Below are 24283 nucleotides of genomic sequence, written 5' to 3' on the forward strand. Positions count from 1 at the left end.
TGTTGGTTTAGCCATATGCCGCGGTGTTCAGTGGGTGTTTTGTGGATCAGGAGAAAGCTGGCATGAAGCTGTTGTTGCTTGAAGATGATGACCTGCTGGCGGAAAGCCTGGCCGAGCTGCTTGAGGACCATGGCTATCGACTGGATGTCTCCTCGAATTTGAATGAAGCGCAAGCCTTCATGGCAACCGAGCAGTACGCGCTGGCCATTCTGGATCTGGGGCTACCGGATGGCTCCGGGTTGGATTTGCTCAAGCGCTGGCGTCAAGGTCAGGTGGATATTCCGATACTGATTCTCACGGCCCGTGACACTTGGGAAGACAAGGTCGTCGGTTTGCGCAGCGGGGCAGATGATTACCTGACCAAGCCATTTCATGAAGCAGAGTTGCTGGCACGTCTTCATGCGCTGCTTCGGCGTCGTCAAGGGGCAAGTCATGGGTATCTTCAGGTGAGCGGAATTCAGCTGGATGAAGAGGCGCAGCGTGTGTGCTGTGATGGAGAACAGTGGGCGAGCTTGACGGCCACCGAATTTCGCCTGTTACGGTACCTCATGCATCATCCAGACAGAGTGCACTCCAAGACACAGTTGCTGGATCAGCTATATGCCCTGGAGCAGGACGCCGCGGCGCCCAATCTGGTAGAAGTCTATATCGCTCGCCTTCGCCGCCGCCTGGGCAAGGACTTGATACAGACCCGCCGCGGACAGGGGTATCTGCTTGTTTCACATCGATCGTCGTAGCCTTCGTTTTCGCCTGCTGACCCGCCTGGGAGGTGCATCCCTCGCGGTGGTGTTGTTTGCCTGGTATCTGCATGGCTTCTTTCTCCACGAGCTGGCGAAGGACTTTCTTGGGGAGCGTCTCAAGGATGAGGCATCGCATATCGTCACCTTGCTCAAGAAGGATGAGCGGCCTGTTGCCCAGCTCATGGCAGCGGCCCGTGAGGAATCTCTGAGCTTTCATCATTTCTATGTGTTGCGAGTCGGGGAGAAGGTCAGTACCTCGTTGCCTGCCTTGCCGACGCAGATGCTCCCTTTGCTTGAGGGCAAGGGGGATGCGTTATTCATGCATCAGTTTCAGCAACAGCCACTGTTGGTCTATCGGCACGTCTTCGATATCCGCGGGGACGCGGTGCAATTGTTGATTGCCGAGAATTTCTCGCCAGTGGAGCAGGGCTTGACCCGAGTTCATTGGTGGATCGCCGCCAGCGCCATCCTGTTGTGGGGGATTCTGATATCACTCAATCTGCTGGCGGTAAGGCGGGGGCTCAAGCCGTTGAGTGTCCTGCGCCATCAATTGAGTGAACTTCAGTCCGGGTATCGAAAGCGGATTGTGCTTGAGGCCCCTTCCGAGCTTGATGCGCTGGTATCACAGCTCAACACCTTGCTGGATGAGTTTGATCGTCGGTTGACCCGTTCACGAGAGTCTGTGGCGAATCTGTCCCATGCGCTCAAGACACCTCTGGCGGCACTGACACAGGTGCTGCGTGGCAAGCGACCGATCAATGAGGTACGTCGTGGCAAGATGCTGCAACGTGTAGAGACGATTCATTCCCAGCTGGAGACAGAACTCAGGCGAGCCCGCATTGCTGGCCCACGCGCCGGTCAGACAACACGCCCGGTTGAAGAGGCCCAGCGCTTGATCGAGATGTTCCAGGGGATCTATCCGCAGCGTACCTTCTTGCTGGAGTGTCTGGGCGTATCTAATGATCATGCGGATAGCTGGGTGAATGTCGAGACACAGGATTTCACCGAAATGCTCGGCATATTGCTGGATAATGCGGGCAAGTGGTCTGTCAATCAGGTGCAATGCCGATTGACGATAGAGAGTGACCAGATCGTGCTCTGCGTCGAGGATGATGGTCCGGGGGTGCCGCAGGCACAGTTGGCCCATCTTGGCGAGCGTGGGTGGCGTCAGGACGAAACTCACCCGGGTTATGGGTTGGGGCTCTCCATTCTTGCCCATCTCGTCAAGCATTACGCTGGTTGCGTGAGCTACTCAACAGGAGCCGCAGGGGGATTGAGAGCCGAGGTGCATCTGCCCACACGCAAATAGGCACTCCATTCAGGTTCGTTTCAGCTTGCCGTGGCTTCATCCATGTCATGACTCTTCATTCATGACCCGGGAGCAGCAACGGCCATGGCACCAAAACCGTCTGAATTTTCTGTATCACGTCGTCAGTTGCTCAAGGGAGGTTCTGCCCTGGGGCTGGGCGCAATGGTGTCAGGCGTGGCACCCGCCTGGGCCACCCCCTGGGGGCGCACATCAGGTTACTCCCAAGGGGTTGAGCATGGGCCCGAGATCTCTCTTGTCATTCGACGTGAAGACATCGACATTGCCGGGCAATTCGCTCGTCCCATCAGCATCAATGGCAGTAGTCCCGGGCCCATGGTGCGCTTGAAGGAGGGGCAGGATGCTGTCATCAAGGTGACAAACCTGCTCGATGAGCCAACCTCCATTCACTGGCATGGCATCATACTTCCCCCGGAAATGGACGGCGTGCCGGGTATCAGCTTCGCAGGGATAGCACCGGGCGAAACCTTTACCTACCGGTTTCCTGTCACTCAGAGCGGTACCTACTGGTATCACAGTCATTCAGGCCTCCAGGAGCAGGAAGGCCACGCAGGTCCATTGATCATCGACTCCGCAACCCCCGAAGCCTTCACCTATGATCGTGAGCATGTCCTGCTGCTGACTGACTGGACATTCGAAGACCCCAAGTCCGTATTTCGCAACCTCAAGACCATGGAAGGCTACTACAACTACCAGGAGCGTACTGTCGCTGATTTCTTTGCGGATGTACGACGGGGTGGTTGGGTGGACACGATCGAGTCGCGCAGCATGTGGGCAGAAATGCGCATGAGCTCACGGGATATCGCCGATGTCACCGGCAGTACCTATACGTATCTTCTCAATGGTCATTCACCAGAAGAAAACTGGAGCGCGCTATTTAAGCGTGGGGAAACAGTGCGTCTGCGTGTCGTCAATGGCTCGGCAATGAGCTACTTCGATTTACGTATTCCCGGCTTGAAGATGACCGTGGTAGCGGCAGATGGTCAGCCAGTGCAACCGGTAGATGTGGATGAGTTCCGTATTGCCGTGGCGGAAGCCTACGATGTGCTGGTGACACCGGAAGATGACAAGGCGTACACCATCTTCGCCGAAGCCATGGACCGCAGTGGCTACGCGCGAGCCACGTTGGCCCCCCGCCCCGGGATGGAGGCGCCCGTACCTGAACGACGGCAGATCGCTGATCGCGGGATGGAGGCCATGGGCGCTCATGCTGGAATGGAGCACTCGCAGATGGCAGGCATGGATCATTCGCAGATGGCGGGCATGGATCATTCGCAGATGGCGGGCATGGACCATTCGAAGATGGCAGGCATGGACCATTCGAAGATGGCAGGTATGGACCATTCGAAGATGGCAGGCATGGACCATTCGCAGATGGCGGGCATGGACCATTCGAAGATGGCAGGCATGGACCATTCGAAGATGGCAGGCATGGACCATTCGAAGATGGCAGGTATGGACCATTCGCAGATGGCGGGCATGGACCATTCGCAGATGGCAGGTATGGACCATTCGAAGATGACTGGCCTGCAAGCCGATGCAGCCCAGGGCGGCATGCTGATGGCGGGTGCTGCTCAGCAAGGGGCTCGTTATGACCAGGCAGGAATCGGTCTGGACCAGTCGCTGCGTCGTGTACTGGTCTATCAGGATCTCAAGGCCTATTCACCATGGCCGGACAGACGTGGGCCCATGCGCGAGATGGAGTTGCATCTGACCGGCAATATGGAACGTTATATGTGGTCCTTCGATGGCAAGAAGTTCAGTGAAGTCAATGGCCCTATTCATTTTCATAAAGATGAGCGCCTCCGTCTCATCTTGATCAATGACACCATGATGGAGCATCCCATTCATTTACATGGGATGTGGATGGAGCTCGAGAATGGCCACGGTGACCTGATCCCTCGCAAGCACACCTTGAATGTCAAACCCGGTGAGCGCGTCTCAGCGTTGATCACTGCCGATGCAGAAGGTAGCTGGGCTTTCCATTGTCATCTTCTGTACCACATGGATGCAGGTATGTTCCGTGTCGTAAAGGTTTCCTGAGGAGTCATCATGTCAATCAGTCAGCATTCATTTCGTCTTGCCTGCGTGACGGTATGTCTATTCTCCAGTGCTGGTGCCTCCCAGGCATTTGCCCAGGATGGATATGATGCCCCGGCGTCATGGCCATCGCCCATGGCCGAACATCTCCAGTGGAGCGCAGTTTTCGATCGCCTGGAATATAGCCTTCCGGACAAGGGAGAGGACTCCCTGGTGTGGGATTTTCAGGCCTGGTATGGCGGAGATACCCACCGCGTCTATCTCAAGTCAGAAGGGGAGAATGTCCAAGGCGATGGTGAAGAAGCCGAGTTTGAATCCCTTGAGCTTCTCTACAGTCGCCTGGTTGCCGATTTCTGGGAGTTCCAGGTTGGAGCTGGCTATCAGGGTGGTGTGTTCAACGATGATCATGATGAAGGCGTATATGGGGTCTTCGGCTTTCAGGGGACCGCCCCCTACCGGATCGAGACGGATGCCGCAGTGCAGTACCGAGAGGAAGGTATCGTGACTGCCAGCCTGGAGCTTGAACATGATGTGCGCCTGACCCAGCGCTGGTATCTACAGCCACGTAGTGAAATGGTGTTCGCTGCCAATGAGTCCAGGCAGCAGGGGATTGGGACGGGCCTCAACTCAGTACGAATCGGCTTGCGTGCACGCTATGAGATAACTCGGCGGGTAGCGCCTTACGTCGGCATGTACTGGCAGAGAGAGTATGGCGAAACCGCCGATATGCAGCGTGAAGAAGGTGAGGATGTGGAGGATACGGCTGTCGTGGTCGGTGTGCGCATGATGTTCTAGAGGAGTCAGGATGGCAGTGACATTTTTCAATTGAATAGCGGTGGTGTAGTTGCGTGATCATGTTTTACATGAATATGCAGAATGGCCTTTTGATTGGGAGACTATGTCTTATGGTTTTGTACAATGTGATGATAATCTATTCCATTTTCAGGATGTTTTCAGGTTGTGTTGCCATGATGATAAGTGAACCCATAAAGAGATGATTTTCATGAAAACATCAACGCTGTTACTTGCTGCTACCATGACTTTTTTTACCGCTGTGACGCAGGCCAATGATGAGCATAGCCGTCTTCCGACTCTTTCGGCTGGAGTTTCAGAAACATATGGACTTGTGGCTGGAAAGCCATTGCGTTTCCAAATAGCCGTTGAACATGATGCAGTTCTAAAGATCAGCAGTCGACATTTTGCAGCTGATTCGAGTAAGAACAACCTGATGACTGCTGTGCTACGAGACCCACAAGGAAATGTCGTCGCGACAGCCTCTGATGATAATGGGCATTTTTCACTGGAGCAGGATGTCCAAGAAGGCTATTACCAATTGGAGGTCGCAGGCAATTCAATAAGTGGTTCGGCTGACGAAAATGGGCGTAGCTATTCTCTAAATGTTGCTTTTGAATAAGAGATGATTATGGCGAAAGATGATCAATGATAGGTTTGATGTAAATTGCTGAGCGATATTTGAAAATTATTCATTGGTTTTGTGTTGTGTTGTAAATAAGGCGTCACTCTGGATCGTGTTGATGGCCGGCATTCGTCGGCCTTTTTTCGCTTTGGTTGACAGCCTTGTCATTGACTATTCTTGCCGTCTAAAGGGGGGCGACATGAAGAAATTATTGTTGGGCATGTGTCTGGCATTCATGGTGCTGCTGGCAGCAGGGGCCGGAGTCATTTACTCCGGCGTCGTCAGTGTCGCGGCAGATGATCCGCATGGGTCATGGGTCTATGGAATTCTTGAAACGGCGCGTGAACGTTCGATCGAGAGCCACGCGAGTGATATCGCCGCGCCACCCCTCGATGATGAAGCCATGAAAGTGGCGGGGGCCGGCAATTATGCATCGATGTGTGCCTCCTGCCATCTCGCGCCAGGCATGCAAGAGACAGAGCTCAGCAAGGGGCTTTACCCCAGTCCACCGAATTTTGTGTCTTCGGATATGCATGGTGAGCCTGAAGAGCGCTTCTGGGTCATCAAGCATGGGATAAAAGCCAGCGGAATGCCGGCATGGGGCAAGAGCATGCAGGATGAATATATCTGGCAGATGGTCGCTTTCATGCAAGAGCTACCGGGCATGAGTGCTGCGCGTTATACGACTCTTGTGGCTGCAAGTGATGGTCATCAACATGGCGGAGGGGAGACTGCACAATCATCGTCATCGCATCATGACGATGACACCCGCCAACCACACCACGCCAAGGAAGCTGATGGACCTGCTGATTTACAAGACAGCCATGAGCGGAAGGCCAGCCATGAGCCGGAGGGTGACCATGAGCTGAAGGGTAGCCATAAGCAGAAAGAGAGTCATGAGCCGAAGGACAGTGACCGGGCTGAGGATCATCCTCACTCATCACATGATGCAGAGCATCAACATTGAGACCAGGGCCGTGTACGTCATTGAAAATGACGTACACGGCCAGCCGCAAACAACATGGCGAGCCTGACAGGCATGCAATCCCCGTATCTGCCTCTGTTACGAGGGCGACCCTTTCATGCCCACGCTTGCAGGTGACACCTTGGCAGTCTCACGCGATGAGAATCTCTATTCAGGCAGCGTCGACTGGAACGCCATCTATCGTGAGGGCTATCCACTTGAGCGCATTGCCCGGCGCCTAGCGCGCCTGTTGCCCGATGATCAGGGGCAGCCAGTACTGATGGCAGGCTTTGCCGAGGTCGCCGCGATACAGTCACGTCATCATGACGTGCGGTTCGTGGAGTATTCGCAGTACATGGTGGAGGAAGCACGCCGCCACTGGCCTCAGCTTGACGAGGTGGTGCACGGCGACATTCTCGATGTGCTGGCAGAGACGTCGGCATCCTGCGTGGCGATCAGCTGTCGCATCAGTGCCAACTGGCAGCAGGGTGAGCAACTCACGAGACTCGTCGAGGCGATTCTCTGTCATCCACGCCTGCGAATCGTGATCGATGCCTTTGATGTCGAACGTCTGCCGTTATCCACGCGTATCGTGTCGGGCAGTGGTCGTCATCAACTGGCCTGGCAGACCCTGTCACGCCACGCGCTGGAGCCGGAATGGGGCATGCATGCCGTCCACTGGCGGGGCGAGAAACCTGATAGGCCGACATGGATCAGCGCCTTTGAACCTGCGACGCTGACCCGATGTCTTTCCCGCCAGTTGCCAGGTCATGAGGTGCGTTGTCTGCCGCCCCTGATCCCTCAGGACCCCGGCTTCACGCTCGTCATCACGCCACGCACGCCCTGACTTCCCCGCACGTTCTCATTCCCATGTAGGCCATCGGCGTGAGCTGATGTGTGAGCCAATGCGCGAGCAGAGGCACGCCGTGCCGAATCACACCGCCTGGATGGCTTCCTCGACTCGCTCGGCGCGTTCGGCACGCTTGAGCATGCGATAGCGCGAGCGCACCTCGTCCCGCTCCAGGTAGCAGCCCTGCAACCAGCGGCTGCCGCTGTCGCCTTCGAAGGCATCGCGGGCGTGCAGCAGGCGGCGATTGTCGAAGATGACCATGTCGCCGGGGGCATAGGTGAAACGCATGGCGAAGCGCGGCTCACGCAACATGCGCTGCAGCGTCATCAGTGCTTCATAGGCGGTCTCGGTCTGCTCGAACGGCGCCATCATCGGGCCGCGCAGGAAGTCGGCGATCCGGACTTCCAGCAGCTCTCCCGACTGGCCCAGTACGATCATCGGCGAGTACCAGACATGATCGGTATTGCGCGAGGTATTGGCGTAGCGCCAGTGCACCGTGGTGAGTGTCTCGTAGGCCTCGGGGTGTTCTTCCTTCAGCGCCGCCGCGATGGCGAAGCCGTCCATCATCACCGCCATGCCGCCTTCCACGCTGTTCTCGAGACAGTAGAGACACTGCAGGCCCGGCTGATATTCCCGGGTCGGCAGGTCCACATGCGGCGGCAAGGCGATGGAGGTATAGGCGTTGGAGTCCGGGTTCTGGATCGCGCGGACATTGAAGAGGTGGCCGAAGTTGGTCGAGCGGATTGATCCGATACGCTCGGCGACCTTTTCGATGGCGCCTTCTTCTGCCGGCAGGTTGCGCAGGCGCACCAGGCCCTTGCCGAGCAGTTCGTGCAGGGTCGGATACAGAATTTCCGCCTCCTGCGCGCTGCCATGATCGGCCTCGGCCAGGCGAGCGGCATCGATGGTCGGCGGCTGTTCCAACTGCTCACCGTGCCAGAGAGTCAGCGGCGTTAGTTCCGGCGGCAGCGCGTCCTGGTTGTCATAGTCATTGGCGCGCAGGAAGCCCGGGTGGAAGCGCAGGCGGCGGTCTTCGGGCGCGAACAGCACGCTGAGTGCGCCGTCCTCATCGATGCTGGCCTCGGCGATTTCCGGCCAGGCGGGAATCTGGGAGAGGTCCAGAATGCGTTCGCGCGTCGCCGGATTGACGGTGGTATCGTCCGCGGCGTTCTCGCGCAACCAGACACTATGAAAACGGCTGACGCGGCCATCGCTCCAGGTCACGCTCAGAAAGCGTGCTTCGTGAACGACCTTCACGAGAGTCTCGTCAATTGGCCAGCTGTCGTAATCGGGTGTGATCGGGAGCGCCATGGAGAGTCCTTCCTTCTGTCAGGTGAGCGATTCCCCGACAGAATGGCAGCCCACGGCGCTCGCTACTGTGCCCAATTCGACACAGACTGTGCCCAATTCGACATCGCGATGCGGATAACGGGTGTGGATCATCCCAAGGGGCGCGGTGGCTGGCGGCGTGCCTGGGTCGGGGTGATGCCGAAGCGACGGCGAAAGGCGCGGGTGAAACTCGAATGCGAGGTGAAACCGCAGGCCAGGGCGATATCGGTGACGCCATGGCGGGTATCGTGAAGCAGGCTGCGTGCGTGCAGCAGGCGACGCTCCCCATGATAGGCGCGAGGCGTGCAGCCGAGCCCTTGCTGGAAGCGGCGCTCCAGCTGGCGCCATGAGAGGCCGAGCTCCTCGGCGAGTGCCTCGATGCTGAGCGGGGCCTCCAGGGTGTTCTCCATGCGCGTGATCGCACGCCTGAGCAGCGGGTCAGCCAGATCGGCCGTCTGCTGACTGAGGCCGCGCTGGCGGCTGGCCGGCAGGCGACCCTGATCGAGAATCAGCTGTTCGCGTACTGCCTGATAGAGCGTCTGGCCATGCTGGCGGCGAATCAGCTCCAGGCTCATGTCCAGCGGGGCGCTGCCGCCGGCGCAGAAGAAGCCATCGTCACTGATTTCATACAGTGACTCCACGGCATCCACCTCATCGAAGCGCTGGCTGAATTCCGGCAGGCTTTCCCAGTGCAGCGTCACCGTCTTGCCGGTGAGCAGGCCGGCACGCGCCAGCACGAAGCAGCCGGTATCCACGCCGCCGAGCTGGCAGCCGCTTTGGGAGCGCTCCTGCAGCCAGTGCAAGGTGCGGTCTTCCAGATAGGCTTCCGGGGCAAAGCTGGTGCACACCACCAGCGTGTCCACTGCGGCGAGCTCATCACGTGCGGTATCCACCGGCAGCACCATGCCGTTGGAGGCCTTGACCGGCGCGCCATCCTGGCTTGCGAGTGTCCACTGATACAGGCGTGTTCCGCGCAGTCGATTGGCGATGCGCAGCGGCTCGATCATCGAGAACAGCGCTACCATCGCGAAGCCCGGCAGCAGGAAGATGCCGAGTTGATGACGGTCAGCGGGGGCAGGTGAGGCAAGGGTGGCGGTCAAGGGCGCAATGCTGGTGGGCTGGTCAGACAACACGCCGTCTTCCGGAAGGCCGAAGGCATAGGACGCATCGGGCGGCGTAGCGCTGGAATCGTGTGAAGGCATGAGGATAGGCAACGACGACGTCGGGTGGCTCGGCAGAAGGGGATGGGCCTGACCTTAGCGTGTTCGCTACCTGAGTGCGAGAGGGGGGATGGCGTGACGCGAGGGCTTCGGCGAGAGGGCTTGGTGAGCGGGCTTTGGTGAGAGGGCTCCGTCCTGCTTGGCGCTCCTGATCAGGACAGGCAGGACGGAGCAATTCACGCATCATTGCGTTACAGCATCCTGAGGCAGTTGCGTCCTTCTTCCTTGGCCGCGTACATGGCTTCATCGGCGCGTGCGATCAACTGCTCGCGGGTGGCGCTGTCATCGGGTTCCAGGCAGGTCAGACCTATGCTCAGTGACAGGGGCAGACGTTGGCCAGCGTATTCCACGACACTGTCCTTCATGCGTTGTCGCAGCAGGTTGATGCGCGTGGCCGAGTCACTGAGCAGCGAGTCAGGCAGAATCGCCAGGAATTCCTCGCCACCCCATCTGGCGAGGGTGTCGCCGGGCAGCAGAATCTCCTCGGCGAGCACGCTCAAGTGTTGCAAGGCAAGATCACCGGCGTCATGGCCATGATTGTCGTTGATCTTCTTGAAATGGTCGAAATCCAGCAGTGCCACGCACAGGGGGTGGTCAACCTCGGCGGTGGCCAGTGCCGCGATGCTGTCATCCAGTACCTGCTGGGCATGACGGCGATTGTAGAGGCCGGTCAGCGGGTCGGTGATCGCGATCTTCTCGAGCGCCTGATGCGCTTCCTTCAGGGCATTGATGTCATTGGCACGCGCGACTTCGTGGCCGGCCCACAAGGCGATGAGACGTACCAGCTCGATGTCCTGAGCGGTGAAGGACGGCACCGGGTCAGGGCTTGAGAAGTTGAAGGTGCCGTAGCGTTCACCATCCACGATCACCGGTGCCCCGATGTAGGCTTCCAGATTGAAGTTGGCATAGCAGGGATGGTTGCGGATCTCACTGCTGGCCACATGATGGAAGGCTTGGACGCAGTCGGCCTTGTAGACGTGATCGCAATAGGTATCGCTGAGCGAGAAGCTCAGTCCCGGTTCCAGCAGGTCTTCCGGGTGACAGGCGCGCTGGACGACGTATTCGCCGCCCTGGATGCGGCTGAAGATACCGATCGGCAGGCCGAAATGGGCGCAGCCCAGTTTCAGCAGCTCGTCGATGCGCTCATTGAAGTTGAGTTCACGTGATGAGGTGATGGCATGCAGGCTGTGGAGAGTATGTTCCGCCGTCACACGGCGTGAGACATCGCGGATCAGCCCGAACATGAAGATGTTGTCGCTGGTGGGGTCCTTGATGGGGCCGCCGAGCGTCTCACCATAGAAGTAGGTGCCATCCTGGCGACGGTAGCGGATGACCCGGCCTTCCTTGGCGGGCTGGGCATCGACACGAAAGCGCCTCTGCCCCTGGCGCTCGAACTCATCGCTGGAGGCATACAGCATACGTGTCTGCTTGCCGATCAACGCTTCACGCGGGTAGCCGAATGCCTTCACCGCGCTGTCATTCAGGTAGGTGATATGGCGCTGATCATCTGCAAGCAAGATGATGTCGTCGATCTGGCCCAGCATCTGGCCCAGCAGGGTTTGAATCATCTCAAAGCGTTGCATGACGCAGGCTCCTTGTGGGGTGCCGCTATCTCGGGAGAGGCATTCCTTGCCGCAGACATCCATCCTGTCGCCGGGAAGGCACGGTATTTCCGTCGTCAAGCTCAGGCTTCACGCCGGATGTTGTACGATACAGAATTCATATTATCGTATGAGGATGCAGACGCGTCTTGCTCTCATCCTGCCCGGCATTCGTATATTCAACGTAAAGGTAATGCAGTGCCAGAGGCCGCATCCGAAGAGTCCCGCCACGCTCCTGTTGAACTTCATGGCTTCGTGCTGACCCGTCATTGGCGGGACACGCCCGAGGGGGTGGTGATCAGCTTCTGGATTCGCACCGACGAAGGCGCCGTACGTGTCGAATGTGCACCCCAGGAAGTCGTCGCTTTCCTGCCCGTCGAACAGCAGGTACTGGCTCAGACACTGGTGAGCTTTGAGGCCGGCGCCGAGCTGCGTCCGCTGACACTGGAAGACTTCCATCATCGCCCGGTGGTGGGGCTCTACTGTCGTGAATATCGCACCCTGGGCCAGCTGACGCGCCGTTTGAAGGCGATTGGCGTCGATGTCTATGAAGCGGATGTGCGTCCGACGGACCGCTACCTGATGGAGCGTTTCATCACGGCAGGCGTCACGGCACGCGGCGATCGCCAGCCTGATGGCAGCGTGAAGAATGCGCGCCTGACACCGCTTGAGGGCTATCGGCCACCGCTGCGCTGGGCATCGCTGGATATCGAGACCGATGCGCGGGGCAATCTGTATTCCATCGCCCTCGAGGGCTGCGGACAGCGTCAGGTCTACATGCTGGGCCCCCCCAATGGCGAGGAGAACGTCAGCCGCGATTTCTCGCTGGAGTACCGCGATAGCCGGCGTGAGTTGCTGCAATGCCTGCTGGACTGGGTCGCAAGGCATGATCCGGATGTCATCATCGGCTGGAATGTCATCCAGTTCGATCTGCGCATGCTGGTGCGGCTGTCAGAGGCCGAAGGCCTGCCACTGCGACTGGGACGTGACGCCAGCGTGATGCAGTGGCGCTCTCATTCTCGCCAGGCCGAGCACTTCTTTGCCGAGACCGCCGGGCGCTGGGTGGTGGATGGCATCGAGGCGCTCAAGTCGGCCTTCTGGCATTTCGAGTCGTTCAGTCTCGAGAATGTCTCGCGTGAGCTGTTGCAGGAAGGCAAGGCCATCGATGATCCCTACGGCCGGCTGGACGAGATTCTGCGCATGTTCGCCGAGGACAAGCCTTCCTTGGCGCGCTACAACCTCAAGGATTGCGAGCTGGTCACGCGCATCTTCGCGAAGACGCGACTGATGGAGTTTCTGCTCGCGCGGGCCGCTGCCACGGGGCTCGAGGCGGATCGCAGCGGTGGTTCGGTGGCGGCCTTCACGCACCTGTATCTGCCGAGATTGCACCGGCTGGGCAAGGTCGCGCCCAATCTGGGAGACGTGGTGGGGGAGGACAGCCCCGGTGGCTTCGTGATGGATTCCCAGCCCGGGCTTTATGACTCGGTGCTGGTGCTGGATTTCAAGAGTCTGTATCCCTCCATCATCCGCACTTTCCTGATCGACCCGCTGGGCCTGATCGAAGGGCTGCGTGGGTCGGAGAACGGCTCGGATGATGCCCCTGAGGCCGGTGTGCCCGGTTTTCTCGGCGCGCGGTTCTCGCGTGATCGACATTGTCTGCCAGGCATCGTCGCCGAGATCTGGCAAGCGCGTGACGCCGCCCGCGCGGCGGGGGATGCCCCGCTGACCCAGGCGCTCAAGATCATCATGAATGCCTTCTACGGCGTGCTGGGGTCACGCGGCTGTCGTTTCTTCGATCCCCGGCTGGCGTCCTCGATCACGCGGCGTGGCCATCAGATCATCCAGCAGACGGTGGAATTGATCGAGGCGCAGGGCTACCGCGTCATCTATGGCGATACCGACTCCACCTTCGTGTGGCTGGGCGCTGCGCATGACGAAGCCGAGGCGAGCCGGATCGGCCGTGAGCTGGCGGCGCATGTCACCGACTGGTGGCGACGGCATCTCAAGGACAGTCTCGATCTCGACAGCGCGTTGGAGTTGCAGTTCGAGACCCACTATCAGCGCTTCGTGATGCCGACCATTCGCGGGGCCGAAGAGGGCAGCAAGAAACGCTACGCCGGGCTGCAACAGACAGGCAGCAGCGGCCAGACGGAGCTGGTGTTCAAGGGACTGGAGTCGGTGCGCTCCGACTGGACGCCGCTGGCCAAGACCTTCCAGCAGGGACTTTATCGCCGCATCTTCGAAGGCAGCCCCTATCAGGAGTATCTGAAAGGCTACGTGCAGGATTACCTGCAACGCCATGCCTATGGCGCGGCGGACACCACGGATGTCGAGGCCTTGATCTACCGCAAGCGACTGCGGCGCAAGCTCGACGATTATCAGCGCAACGTGCCGCCCCATGTCCGTGCGGCGCGTCTGGCGGATGACGAGAACCGCCGGCGGGGCCTGCCGTTACGCTATCAGCGCGGCGGCTGGATTCGCTATGTGATGACCACCTCCGGCCCGGAACCCGTCGAGTACCTGCGCTCGCCCATTGATGTCGAGCACTACCTGAGTCGTCAGCTCAAGCCCGTCGCCGATGGCATCCTGCCGTTCGTCGACGATGATTTCGATCGCCTGCTGGATCGTCAGATGAAGCTGTGGTGAGACTTGCGGCCACATGAGTGGCCCATGAGCGGGGGTGCTCCTATCGGGGAGTGGTGCAAGAAGAGGGGGGGGGCGCGCGACGGCATCTATAGTCGTTATTCCGTAGTGATAATATTTCTCATTATTTCTTGCATTAAAGTATGCGCGCCGTAAGATCCTCTTTCGGCGCAGTCACATGACCTGCGTCGCCGCCTTTTGGTGGCGGTCTGATTGCCATGATGTCCGGGAGCAGGTGTGACGTTACTGAAAGTGGTTCTTGCCCAATATCGCTGGTCCTTTCTTGGTGTGATCTTTCTGAGCCTTGTCAGTGCAGGGCTAGGCATCGGTGTCATTGCCTATATCAACCAGCGACTCATCGCGCATTCAGCCACCGTCCCCCTGGACGAGGGGCTTGCGGCCCATGTCGGGGTGCTTCCGGAGTTTCTTGGGCTGATTCTGCTGTTGCTTGCGATCACGCTGGGTGCACAGTTGGCATTGACGACGCTGGGGCATCATTTCGTGCATGGACTGCGCGGGCGTTTGGTCAAGCAGATCCTCGATACTGATATCGAGCGGCTCGAGCAGCTCGGCAGCGCCAACCTGCTGGCGAGTCTTTCGAGTGACATCCGCAACATCACCCTGGCGTTCGTGCGCCTGCCAGAACTGGTACAAGGCATCGTGCTGACCCTGGGAGCCGTGTTCTATCTTGGCTGGTTGTCTCTCGGCATGATGTTGATCACCGCCATCTGGGTGACCTTGACCATTATGGGGGGCAGCTGGATGGTCACGCGAGTCTATCGCCACCTGGCCGAGGTGCGTGAAGCGGAGAGTCGCCTTTATGCCGACTATGAGGCTGTCATCGACGGGCGCAAGGAGCTGGCGCTCAATCGTCCACGTGCGCGTGACTATTTCGACACCAGCTACAGTGTCAATGCCTGTGAGTATCGCCATCATGTCGTGCGCGCGGACACCTACCACCTGAGCGCCGTCAACTTCTCCAACATCATGATGCTGGGCGCCATCGGTATTGTCTTCTATCTGGCCAATGGTCTGGGATGGGCCAGTGGTGAAGTCGCCGCGACCTTTTCCCTGACTCTGCTGTTTCTGCGCACGCCCTTGATCCAGGCCGTGGGGGCATTGCCCACCTTGCTGGGGGCTGATGTGGCCTTTGCCAAGCTGCGCAAGTTGGCATTGGCACCGGTCAACGCCGATTTCGCGTCTCCTCGGCATCCCGAGCCGCGAGGACATGATTCAGCCGCAGGCACTTCGGCCGAGTCTGACTGGCAGACCCTGAGTCTACAGGGTGTCTGCTTTCGCTACGCCGGCCGCGAGAACACTGGACAGGACATTGCGCACAATGACATGCAGGCCTTCTGCGTCGGTCCGCTGGATCTTACCCTCAGGCGCGGAGAGCTGGTCTTCCTGATCGGTGGCAATGGCAGTGGCAAGTCGACCCTGGCCAAGCTTCTGACCGGCCTCTATCGGCCAAGCTCAGGCACGCTCTTGCGGGACGGGCACCCGATAGGCGAAGACGAGCGGGAAGCCTGGCGTCAGCAGTTCTCGGCGGTCTTCACTGATTTCCATCAGTTCGATCGCCTGCTGGGTCCGACCGGTGGGCCGGCAGACCCGGCATTGATCGCGCAGTGGGTCGACTACCTGCAGATGCGCGAGAAGCTGGTGCTTGAGGAAAACCGTGTGATCAATACCGAGCTGTCTCAAGGGCAGCGCAAGCGACTTGCGCTGTTGATGGCAGTGGCAGAGCGTCGCGACATCGTGTTGTTGGATGAATGGGCGGCAGATCAGGACCCGCAATTCCGCCGCATCTTCTATCGTGATCTGCTGCCGCGTCTGCGCGAGATGGGCAAGACGGTCTTCGCCATCAGTCACGATGATCATTATTTCGGGCAAGCGGATAGATTGTTCGAGATGCGCGCCGGCAAGTTGCAGGAGTTGTCGGGCGCCCAGCGTGATCGTATCAGTCGGGACGCTGTGGCGCGCCTGGATGAAGCGTGACCGAGAAGACGAAAGCGCATACCTGCCGATGCCCTGCAAGACGTCCCACGGGCTGGGCATCGTCTGAGCGCTGGGCAGAAGAACGTGGACGAAGATGGAAGACGCGATGCAGGTAGCAGACGCCAGAAGTCGCAACGCCAGGGCGTGAGCCCAGGAGACGGTCTCATGTGATGCGTCAGGGATGATGTCCGGCTGCAGAGTGAATCGCCCTTCGGGGTGTTGCAGTCGGTAAGACGCGCCATTCTCGGGATTGCATGCAGGTGCATGCAGAACGGTGTGTCACCGCAAATTACATTTTTTGAATACGAATCATCCTGATTCCATTCCGCATTGGATATGAGCGTGCCAGTGAGAGACGCCACGAGACGGAAGGGGAGATTGACCACACAACGATCGTTGCAAGGGAACACGACATGCCAAGATACCTATCATCTCGACAGGCAGCTGCCCGGCCGGCACCTGCACCTTATTCATATGCCGTTCTGTCACAAGCCCCACTGTCTCACACCATACGGCTCTGCATCGCGGCATGGCTCCTGTCACAGTCCGCCATCGTGCTGGCCGCCGAGACCGATGACACCATGGTCGTGGTCGGAACGGCACTGAAAGTCGATGCGCCGCTGGTGGAGACGCCACGTCCGGTCTCGACGGTCAATCGCGAAGAGCTCGACACGCGTAACGTCCAGCAGCTCGATGAAACCTTCCGCTACCGTGCCGGCGTCCTGTCTGGCCATTATGGATCCGATAACAATACCGACTGGTTCAAGGTGCGTGGCTTTGATCAATCCACCTATCAGGATGGCCTGCGCATCTACCGTGAAGGGTTCTATCAGTGGTTGCCGGAGACCTGGGGCCTGGAGCGGGTCGATCTGTTCAAGGGGCCTTCCTCCATCCTCTATGGGGAGGCGCCTCCTGGCGGTCTGATCAATGCCATCAGCAAGCGTCCGACCGATGAGCCCCAGACGGAACTGCAGCTGCAGATCGGCAATCGCGGTCTTCGCCAGACGGGGCTCGATACTAGTGGTTATCTGAGCGAGTATGGGGATGTGCGCTATCGTCTGGTAGGGCTGTATCGCGAACGTGATGGGGATCTGGATCATACTGAGAACGAGCGCTACTACTTCGCACCGAGCCTGACCTGGGACATTTCGGATGCGACCCAGCTGACGCTACTCGCCAGCCTCCAGAAGGATGATGGCGTACCTACCAACGCTTTCAAGCTGGCCTATGGCACCAATGATGATACGCCGTTCGGCAAGGTGGACCCGCAGACCAATTACAGTGAACCGGGGTATGACAAGGATGAGCGTACCCAGACATCCCTGGGCTATGAGTTGCGCCATCAAGTGAACGACACCTGGGCGCTGGAGCAGGATTTCCGCTATAGCCAGCTGGATCTCGACCTGATCAGCAGCTACATCCTCTATCAGTCCTCGGCGCGCGAAGGTCAGCGGGGGCTTCTGTACCGCGAGGGCACCATCGACAGCTATACCGTCGACAACCGGGCCATCGGCAAATGGTATGGCGAGCGTACCGAGAACACCTTGCTGCTGGGCGTGGATTATCAGAATCTGAGCCTGTCGGGCAAGGAAGCGGATGACTATGCCTTCGGCGACCCGATCGATCTGTTTGATCCGCAATACGGCAATTACACCGCATTGAGCGATGAACAGATCACGCGGCGCGATATCGACAAGGAGCAGATCGGTCTCTACGTGCAGGATCAGCTGCGCATCGACGACAAGTGGGTACTGCTGGCGGGGGTGCGCTACGACCAGGCCGAGACCGAGAACGTCAATCAGACGACGGGGTCTCGTGAGCGCTCCGATGATGACGAGATCAGCTGGTCGGGCGGGGTGATGTACCTGAGTGACTTCGGCCTCAACCCTTATCTGAGCTATACCGAATCCTTCGAGCCGATCAGCGCGACCGATGATCGCGGTTCGCTCTATGAGCCTCGCGAAGGTCGTCAGTGGGAGCTGGGCGCCAAGTACCAGCCTGCGGGCTGGGATGGGTATCTTACGGCTGCCGTCTTTGAACTCACTGAGGACAATACTCTTGTCACCACCGGAGGTTTTCAGGTTCAGGAAGGGGAACGCCAGTCGCGTGGCTTCGAGCTGGAGATGGTCGGTTATCTGACGGACCATCTCAAACTGACTTCAGCGTATACTTATACCGATGCACGCTTGGAAAACGATGTGCGTGCCCCGCTGATACCGCGCCATCAGGCCTCCAGCTGGCTGGATTACGCCTTCGAGCGTGGTGCCCTGGAGGGGCTGCGTCTGGGGGCGGGTGCCCGTTATGTCGGCGAATCAGTGGATGGCGATGCCACCGTGTCCGACTATCTGCTGTTCGATGCGATGGTTGGCTATGACTTCACTCGCGAGTTGAGTGCTCAGGTCAATGTCAGCAATCTCACCGACAAGGAGTATGTCGCCAGTTGCAGTTATTGGTGCTATTACGGAGAGTCTCGCAGCATCATCGGGAGTCTGACCTATCACTTCTGAGGCAGCTGGCTGCTTTTGAGTGCTGATGCTCGTGAGAGCATGGCAATCTATCAACGACAAGGCCTCGCAGGCAGCTACCTGCGAGGCCTTGTCGTTCCTGAGGCATTGTCATCTTGAGACATGCGCGTTTGGGGCATGGTTACCGCTTGCTACATCAGCGCCAGGTGATTGTCCCAGTGGGTATTCGCCAGCCGCACCGGGCCAAGCGCCGGCAGCCCCTCCTCATCGATCAGCAGCCACTCGCCACGACCATTGCTGACCACGAAGCCTGCCGGCGTCTGCTGCGTGGCCGGCACCGCCAGAACGCCTGCGCAGTCGGCGAAGTCCAGAGTCGTGTCCAGCTCTCCCGTCGCGAGATTCCAGAGCGTGATCAGATTGCCGCGCGGGGCGGTCGCCACGGCCAGTCGCCCATCGGGGGAGACGGCGATGCTGGCGATGTACTGCTTGAATTGTGGGACGTATTCCCGCGGCAACGGCAGTTCCTGCAAGCGGTCACTGCTGGGATGCTTCATCACCACCAGCGGGCGGTGGTCCGCCGCGGGGCCCTGGTACTGATAGCCCGCGACGATGGTGCCCTCACGGCTGACGTCCAGGTGGCGCAATGACAGCTGGTGATGGGAGGGCTCGCCTTGCCATCGTACCTCACCCGAGACACGGTCGAGCAAGGTCAGATTCGACTGCATGCTGTCCAGGTTGAGCTTGACCCGACCGGTGTCGGGCCGCGTCAGAATCCCGCCATTGGCGATGATCAGCTGCTGACCATCCGGATGCAGGCGAATTTCATGCGGGCCGATCCCGCCACTGGCGAACTCGCCGATCCGCGCGAAGTCGCGATTCACGTCGTAGATGCCGATGCGACCTTCTCCGGGCGCGATGGCATTCTCGGTGGTGTAGAGCAGACCGCCATCCGGGCTGAATACGCCATGCCCATAGAAGTGGCGGTCCGGTGCGGCCTCGATGCGTGCGATCCGCTCACCGCTATCGAGGTCGAAGACATTGATTTCCGTCCCCGGACGCCGTGAGAAGATCAGCGCCCACGGCTTGTGAGGATGTCGGGTGGCACCGTGGGCGCGCTGGCGTATCGACTGGCGCCAGCGCTCCACTCCCTGATAACTGGTGCAGCTGGCAAAGTGCTGCCCCGTGTCATCATCACATGCCGAGATGGCCACCCCGAGTGGCTCGCGCCCCTGGGCACTGGCGGCATTGTTGCCGCCCGCCACGGCCATGCCGCCGGGCAATCCCATCAGTGGCGTGCAGGCCAACGCCTTGAGCAGCCGACGTCGCTGACGGGCGTCGGCTGCGTGTGTGTCTGTCATGGCGTGAGGCATCTCGCTTGGCCCCTTGTCAGTTGTCATTCGCCGCTCTCAATTCCTCAGTCTCCATCGGTGCTGTTGAAGCCCAGTGACAGGCCCAGTGCCGGGTTGAGCGTGTCGGCAAAGCCGGCCTGCAGGGTCTCGACATGGATCATGGCCTGCTGCAGCTCGCCATTGCGCGGGTCATCGCGCAGTATGCCGGCGAGGTCATCCGGCAGGGCGGCGAAGGCCTGGCGCGCATCGACGAAATCGCTTGTGGTGGAAGCCACCATGCGCGGGTCGAGCTGGCCATTCAGGTAGCCTTGAATGCCAGCGGCCTCGTCATTGCCGAGCCAGAGGCGTTCCATCATCGCGAGAGTCGCCGCGATGTTGGCAAGCCCCATGCCGCCGCGCCAGGACTCAGCCGCATAGGGGTTGGCCGTGCCGCCGTTGTCGAGGCCGATCGGCCGACGCAGTTTGCGGTCCTTGATGGCTTCCAACTGCACGGTCAGCGCGCGAACCAGAGACAGCACGGCGTCACGTGAATCGCTGAAGGCGCCAGTGCCTTCGGCCAGTTGCGGCGCGAACTGCTGCCACTCATCACGCAGCGTCTTGCCGGTATTGGCGGCGTAGGCGGTGTTGGCCGTCATCAACTCGCAGCGACGTGAGTCGGCCGTCAGGGGTGAGTCGGCATAGCGGGCATCGAACAGCTGATACTCCACGCTGCCCAGCCCCTGCATGACGATGGATTGCTCCGCCAGACTCTCGACCGTGATCGGGGCATCACCGGCGAGCAGGGCGCGGGTCTTGCGCGCGACCAAATCCTTCTTGTCCGGCCAGAAATACAGCTGCCACTGACGCGAGTTCTGCAGGATCGGGCCCATTTCCACCCAGTTGACCTGATTCAGCCCCAGCATGGCGCTGCGCCAGTCCTGCTTGAGGGTATCGAGGGTGACGTCACCTTCGGCAGAGCAGAACGCCTGAGTATGCTGCGCGAGCTGTTGCAGGCGGCTGGCAAGTTGCTGGTGCGCCTCGCTCAGCGTGTCAGCGGCAAACTGGCTGACGGCCTTTGCGCTGTTGGTGTCAGTGGTGGCGGCGTCTGTGTTGTCAGCAGAGGAGCCCGTCGCCGCCAGTGTGTTTGTCGAGAACAGCGCGGCGCCCATAAGTGTCATGCCACAGGCCATCAGGGCCAGGGGCGAGGTCTTGCGCAGGGCAGGTTTCATCGGGGTTGCAGCTGGAGTGAAGGTGTCGCGGGGCATGAACGGGTATTCCTTGTCAGAGAGTCTCGAGGAAGCGCAACAGGGCTTCACGCTGGTCAGTCGGCAGGGCCACGACGGCATCGCGGCTTGGCTGGGCTTCGCCGCCATGCCAGAGCACGGCCTCGAGCAGGGTGCGTGCACGGCCATCATGCAAGAAGCCCGTGGCAGGGTTGACCGTCTGGGCCAGGCCGATGCCCCACAAAGGCGGCGTGCGCCATTCCTGGCCGCTGGCCTCGAATTCGCGGCGATCATCTGCCAGTCCTTCGCCCATGTCATGCAGCAGCATGTCGCTGTAGGGCCAGATCGTCTGCTCGGCCAGTTGTTCCGCCACGCCGCCGGACTGGGTGGTCAGGCGAGGTCGGTGGCAGCTGGCGCATTCAAGCTCGCGGAACAGTCGCTCGCCTTGACGCACCGTCGGGTCATCGATATCACGCCGGGTGGGCACGGCCAGATTGCGCGAGTAGAAGGCCACGTTGTCCATCACGTTGTCGTCGACCTCGATCTCTCCCCCATCGGGCAATGCCTCGCACTTCTGGAGCGGGGTGCAGTCGGTGGAGCCGACCAGATTGGAGGTCAGCCCCATGTCGCCGGCGAAGGCCTTGGCGCTCTGCTGTCGCACATTAGGCTGGCCGGCCTTCCAGCCGAAACGCCCCATGACCTCGCGTTGCTCGGCGAGTGACCAGACAGTATTGGCGCGCCCGCTGATGCCGTCGCCATCCGCATCCTGCGGGTCGGCCCACTCGAGCAAGGTCTCGTCGCTGACCGCCTCGAGCAGCCCCAGCCCCACCATGCCGGGGGCGAGACGTGGGGAGAGCGCGATGGCGCCCGGGTCACCGAAGCCGGGTTCGGCGATGGAATAGCGCGGCTTGCGCAACGCGATGACTTCCCCGTCCGCCAGAGTCACCGTCACGTCCTCGTAATCCACCTGCATGCGGCCTTCGCGCTCGATGCCGGGCACGGCGGCATTCTGCAGCTGGGTGCCATAGACAGGATGCGGCATCACCCCGGCGATACGCCGGAATTCACGCTCTTCATCGCTCCAGCTGTCCTCGTGGCTGTCCGGCAGACCCAGGCGCAGGAAAAGGCCCACCGAGGGATCGCCCTTGGCCGGCAGGCTGCCGCGACCATCCTTGACGTGGCAGTTCTGGCAGGCGTTGGTGTTGAACAGCGGGCCGAGGCCATCGCGCGCGGTGGTGCTGGCGGGCGCGATCACCCAGGGGCTCTTGAAAAAGCTGTTGCCGACACTGAAGGACAGGCGCTGATCGAAGCTCAGGTTCTTGGCCGGCAGCGAATAGGCATTGGTATCGTGCTTGGGCACGCTGCCGTCGCCACCGCTTCTGTCGGTGTCCTGCAATGGCAGGGAAGACAGATAGCTCATCACTGTCATCGCGGAATCTGCCGTGGGCTTGGGATGATCGGCCGATGCCGACTGAGCAGGCAGACACGCCAGGGCGATGGCAATTGGCAGGGAGCGAGTCAGGGAGGGACGCAGCATCATGTCGTGGTGCAATATTGGCATACAGGGTTTTCTCGGCTTGCGCGGTCAGGCTGCTCGAAGAGTCGCCTCTCAGGACTCTATCGGCAGACGCGCATGAAAAGCTGGCGCAAGAACCATCAACGCCCGAACCTGTCGTGAGAGAGGTTCGGGCGAGGATATCAGCGCGACGCGAGGCAGCTTGGGGTCTTCAGCCAACTCACGCTTGGCAATGTGGAGCAGTTGATCAGAATTCGTGATCTGCCGTGTCGGCTTCCAGGCCATCGATACCGACGGTGCCGGCAATTTCTTCGATCAGACGGGTCTGGGCGACCAGATCCTGAATGCTGGCATTGATTATCTCGGCGCCTTCGGCATTGCCCGGGGCGATCATCTGGTCAAACTTCATGCCGCCGTCGGCTTCTGCCGTGTCGACCATCACCTGCAGCTGGCCCATGGTGGTGTCCAGTGCCTCGTGCATCTTCTCGGCCAGTTCCGGGTCATTCTGGGCGACGAGTGCATGCAGTGACGGGCCTTCGAAGGTGCGGCCGTCCAGGGTCACGTACTTGCCTTCGTAGACGTTCTGGATGCCCTTGGCATTGTAGAAGTGCGAGTAGTGGGTGTTGTCGGAGAAGCAGTCATGCTCGTCTTCATAGGAGTTGGCTTCCAGCGCGACCTTCATGCGCTCACCGGCTAGCTCACCCAGTGACAGGGAGCCCATGCCGAACAGCATCTTCTCGAGGCCTTCACCGGCCGGCAGCGAGGTCAGTTCCGCACGGTAGTTGTCCTTCTCGCCCTGCGCCCACTGGCCGACCATGTATTCCAGGTCACTGATCAGCAGGTCGTTGGCGGCCAGCAGGTAGGCGCCACGACGGTCACAGTTGTCGGCGGTACAGGCATCGCCCTTGGCGAAGTCGGTCGCCGGGCGCTCGCCGGCACCGGCCTCAAAGCCGTGCATGTCCTGACCCCAGAGCAGGAATTCGATGGCATGGTAGCCGCTGGCCACGTTGGCCTCGAAACCGCCCAGCTCGTTGAGGGACGCCAGCAGCTCCGGCGTGATCTCGGTGGTGTCGATCTTGTCGGCACCGATCTGCACGCTGTCGCTGGCGATGATGTTGGCGCTGGCACCCGGGTTACCCAGTTCGGCCTGATAGCCGTCGCCTTCGACGTAATCGATCAGCCCTTCATCCAGCGGCCAGGCGTTGAGCTGACCTTCCCAGTCATCGACGATGGCATTGCCGAAGCGGAACACTTCACTCTGCTGATACGCCACGCGCGCCTGCTTCCAGGCGGCACGTGCCGCGGCCAGCGTCTCTTCGGACGGCGACTCGATCAGCGCGGCATTGGCGGCGCGCAGGGCATTGGCACTGGCCAGGGCATCGCTGTAGGTGGCATGTGCGACGTTGGCGTACTGGGCGACGACAGCGTCGGCCGTCAGCGCCTTGTCATGCGCGTCGCCATGATGCTCTGCCAGAGCGGCACCGGTGAACATGGAGGCTGACAATGCGATAGCAGCTGCCAGCGGCTTGCGTGAGGCAAAACGGAAAGAGGCAGTCATGTGGATCCCTTGATCGGTCTGTTGTTATGCAGTGCGCGCAGAACGGCAGTGCGTGGGGCCGCTCGAG

17 protein-coding genes are annotated in these 24283 nt (G+C 60.0%); 10 read left to right on the forward strand and 7 right to left on the reverse strand.

Going from position 1 to position 24283, the window contains the following annotated elements; translation table 11 throughout:
- The first annotated feature begins 62 nt into the window (after positions 1–62).
- From H2O77_RS08100 to H2O77_RS08130, 7 genes are all read left to right on the forward strand, one after another.
- Positions 63–737 (forward strand): response regulator transcription factor, encoded by a 675-nt coding sequence (locus H2O77_RS08100; protein WP_043332752.1) that lies wholly within the window; start codon positions 63–65, stop codon positions 735–737.
- Entirely contained in the window at positions 715–2049 is a 1335-nt protein-coding gene (locus tag H2O77_RS08105; protein WP_043332750.1) for an ATP-binding protein, read from the forward strand. The genes H2O77_RS08100 and H2O77_RS08105 overlap by 23 nt, the downstream gene beginning before the upstream one ends.
- Before the next feature lie 84 nt (positions 2050–2133).
- A complete protein-coding gene (locus tag H2O77_RS08110; protein ID WP_043332748.1) occupies positions 2134–4110 on the forward strand; it encodes a copper resistance system multicopper oxidase in 1977 nt (658 codons plus the stop codon).
- A gap of 9 nt (positions 4111–4119) precedes the next feature.
- Positions 4120–4902: a copper resistance protein B gene (locus H2O77_RS08115; protein WP_084589316.1), complete on the forward strand. Its 783-nt coding sequence runs from the start codon at positions 4120–4122 to the stop codon at positions 4900–4902.
- 208 nt (positions 4903–5110) lie between these two features.
- Positions 5111–5521 (forward strand): hypothetical protein, encoded by a 411-nt coding sequence (locus H2O77_RS08120; protein WP_153635667.1) that lies wholly within the window; start codon positions 5111–5113, stop codon positions 5519–5521.
- A gap of 121 nt (positions 5522–5642) precedes the next feature.
- The gene (locus tag H2O77_RS08125) at positions 5643–6491 is read left to right on the forward strand and encodes a cytochrome c (protein ID WP_052384429.1); all 849 of its coding nucleotides are present in this window, start codon (positions 5643–5645) and stop codon (positions 6489–6491) included.
- 115 nt (positions 6492–6606) lie between these two features.
- Positions 6607–7335, forward strand: coding sequence for a hypothetical protein (locus H2O77_RS08130; protein ID WP_043332745.1), 729 nt, complete (start codon positions 6607–6609; stop codon positions 7333–7335).
- An 87-nt stretch (positions 7336–7422) separates the two neighbouring features.
- On the opposite strand, the gene H2O77_RS08135 is transcribed toward H2O77_RS08130, so the two are convergent.
- From H2O77_RS08135 to H2O77_RS08145, 3 genes are all read right to left on the reverse strand, one after another.
- Positions 7423–8649, reverse strand: coding sequence for a TauD/TfdA family dioxygenase (locus H2O77_RS08135; protein ID WP_043332742.1), 1227 nt, complete (start codon positions 8647–8649; stop codon positions 7423–7425).
- 128 nt (positions 8650–8777) lie between these two features.
- On the reverse strand, positions 8778–9869 hold the full coding sequence (locus H2O77_RS08140; protein ID WP_240548756.1) for a GlxA family transcriptional regulator: 1092 nt from the start codon (positions 9867–9869) through the stop codon (positions 8778–8780).
- Between the two features lie 209 nt (positions 9870–10078).
- Positions 10079–11470, reverse strand: coding sequence for a sensor domain-containing diguanylate cyclase (locus tag H2O77_RS08145; RefSeq protein WP_215824334.1), 1392 nt, complete (start codon positions 11468–11470; stop codon positions 10079–10081).
- Between the two features lie 216 nt (positions 11471–11686).
- Between H2O77_RS08145 and H2O77_RS08150 the strand changes: the two genes are divergently transcribed.
- From H2O77_RS08150 to H2O77_RS08160, 3 genes are all read left to right on the forward strand, one after another.
- Positions 11687–14134: a DNA polymerase II gene (locus tag H2O77_RS08150; protein WP_240548757.1), complete on the forward strand. Its 2448-nt coding sequence runs from the start codon at positions 11687–11689 to the stop codon at positions 14132–14134.
- Positions 14135–14368: 234 nt separating this feature from the next.
- Positions 14369–16126, forward strand: a complete 1758-nt coding sequence (locus tag H2O77_RS08155) for a multidrug ABC transporter permease/ATP-binding protein (protein WP_215824335.1) — start codon at positions 14369–14371, stop codon at positions 16124–16126.
- 581 nt (positions 16127–16707) lie between these two features.
- Positions 16708–18633, forward strand: a complete 1926-nt coding sequence (locus tag H2O77_RS08160) for a TonB-dependent siderophore receptor (RefSeq protein WP_240548795.1) — start codon at positions 16708–16710, stop codon at positions 18631–18633.
- A gap of 149 nt (positions 18634–18782) precedes the next feature.
- On the opposite strand, the gene H2O77_RS08165 is transcribed toward H2O77_RS08160, so the two are convergent.
- The 4 genes from H2O77_RS08165 to H2O77_RS08180 form a co-directional block, all read right to left on the reverse strand.
- Positions 18783–19949 carry a DUF1513 domain-containing protein gene (locus H2O77_RS08165; RefSeq protein WP_215824337.1) on the reverse strand — a complete coding sequence of 389 codons (1167 nt, stop codon included), beginning with the start codon at positions 19947–19949 and terminating at the stop codon, positions 18783–18785.
- Positions 19950–20005: 56 nt separating this feature from the next.
- A complete protein-coding gene (locus H2O77_RS08170; protein WP_215824338.1) occupies positions 20006–21184 on the reverse strand; it encodes an imelysin family protein in 1179 nt (392 codons plus the stop codon).
- 16 nt (positions 21185–21200) lie between these two features.
- Positions 21201–22703, reverse strand: coding sequence for a di-heme oxidoredictase family protein (locus H2O77_RS08175; protein WP_240548758.1), 1503 nt, complete (start codon positions 22701–22703; stop codon positions 21201–21203).
- A 202-nt stretch (positions 22704–22905) separates the two neighbouring features.
- Positions 22906–24216, reverse strand: coding sequence for an imelysin family protein (locus H2O77_RS08180; RefSeq protein WP_215824339.1), 1311 nt, complete (start codon positions 24214–24216; stop codon positions 22906–22908).
- Positions 24217–24283: the final 67 nt, after the last annotated feature.

It is taken from the genome of Cobetia sp. 4B (genome assembly GCF_018831605.1).
Taxonomy (GTDB): Bacteria; Pseudomonadota; Gammaproteobacteria; order Pseudomonadales; family Halomonadaceae; genus Cobetia; species Cobetia amphilecti.

Excerpts from the sequence above, each read along its gene's own strand:
- H2O77_RS08125 (WP_052384429.1), top strand. The coding sequence starts at position 5,643 with ATGGCCGGCATTCGTCGGCCTTTTTTCGCTTTGGTTGACAGCCTTGTC.
- H2O77_RS08140 (WP_240548756.1), bottom strand. The coding sequence starts at position 9,869 with ATGCCTTCACACGATTCCAGCGCTACGCCGCCCGATGCGTCCTATGCC.
- H2O77_RS08100 (WP_043332752.1), top strand. The coding sequence starts at position 63 with ATGAAGCTGTTGTTGCTTGAAGATGATGACCTGCTGGCGGAAAGCCTG.
- H2O77_RS08145 (WP_215824334.1), bottom strand. The coding sequence starts at position 11,470 with ATGCAACGCTTTGAGATGATTCAAACCCTGCTGGGCCAGATGCTGGGC.
- H2O77_RS08120 (WP_153635667.1), top strand. The coding sequence starts at position 5,111 with ATGAAAACATCAACGCTGTTACTTGCTGCTACCATGACTTTTTTTACC.
- H2O77_RS08175 (WP_240548758.1), bottom strand. The coding sequence starts at position 22,703 with ATGCCAATATTGCACCACGACATGATGCTGCGTCCCTCCCTGACTCGC.
- H2O77_RS08165 (WP_215824337.1), bottom strand. The coding sequence starts at position 19,949 with ATGACAGACACACACGCAGCCGACGCCCGTCAGCGACGTCGGCTGCTC.
- H2O77_RS08180 (WP_215824339.1), bottom strand. The coding sequence starts at position 24,216 with ATGACTGCCTCTTTCCGTTTTGCCTCACGCAAGCCGCTGGCAGCTGCT.
- H2O77_RS08115 (WP_084589316.1), top strand. The coding sequence starts at position 4,120 with ATGTCAATCAGTCAGCATTCATTTCGTCTTGCCTGCGTGACGGTATGT.
- H2O77_RS08170 (WP_215824338.1), bottom strand. The coding sequence starts at position 21,184 with ATGCCCCGCGACACCTTCACTCCAGCTGCAACCCCGATGAAACCTGCC.
- H2O77_RS08110 (WP_043332748.1), top strand. The coding sequence starts at position 2,134 with ATGGCACCAAAACCGTCTGAATTTTCTGTATCACGTCGTCAGTTGCTC.
- H2O77_RS08135 (WP_043332742.1), bottom strand. The coding sequence starts at position 8,649 with ATGGCGCTCCCGATCACACCCGATTACGACAGCTGGCCAATTGACGAG.
- H2O77_RS08130 (WP_043332745.1), top strand. The coding sequence starts at position 6,607 with ATGCCCACGCTTGCAGGTGACACCTTGGCAGTCTCACGCGATGAGAAT.
- H2O77_RS08160 (WP_240548795.1), top strand. The coding sequence starts at position 16,708 with ATGGTCGTGGTCGGAACGGCACTGAAAGTCGATGCGCCGCTGGTGGAG.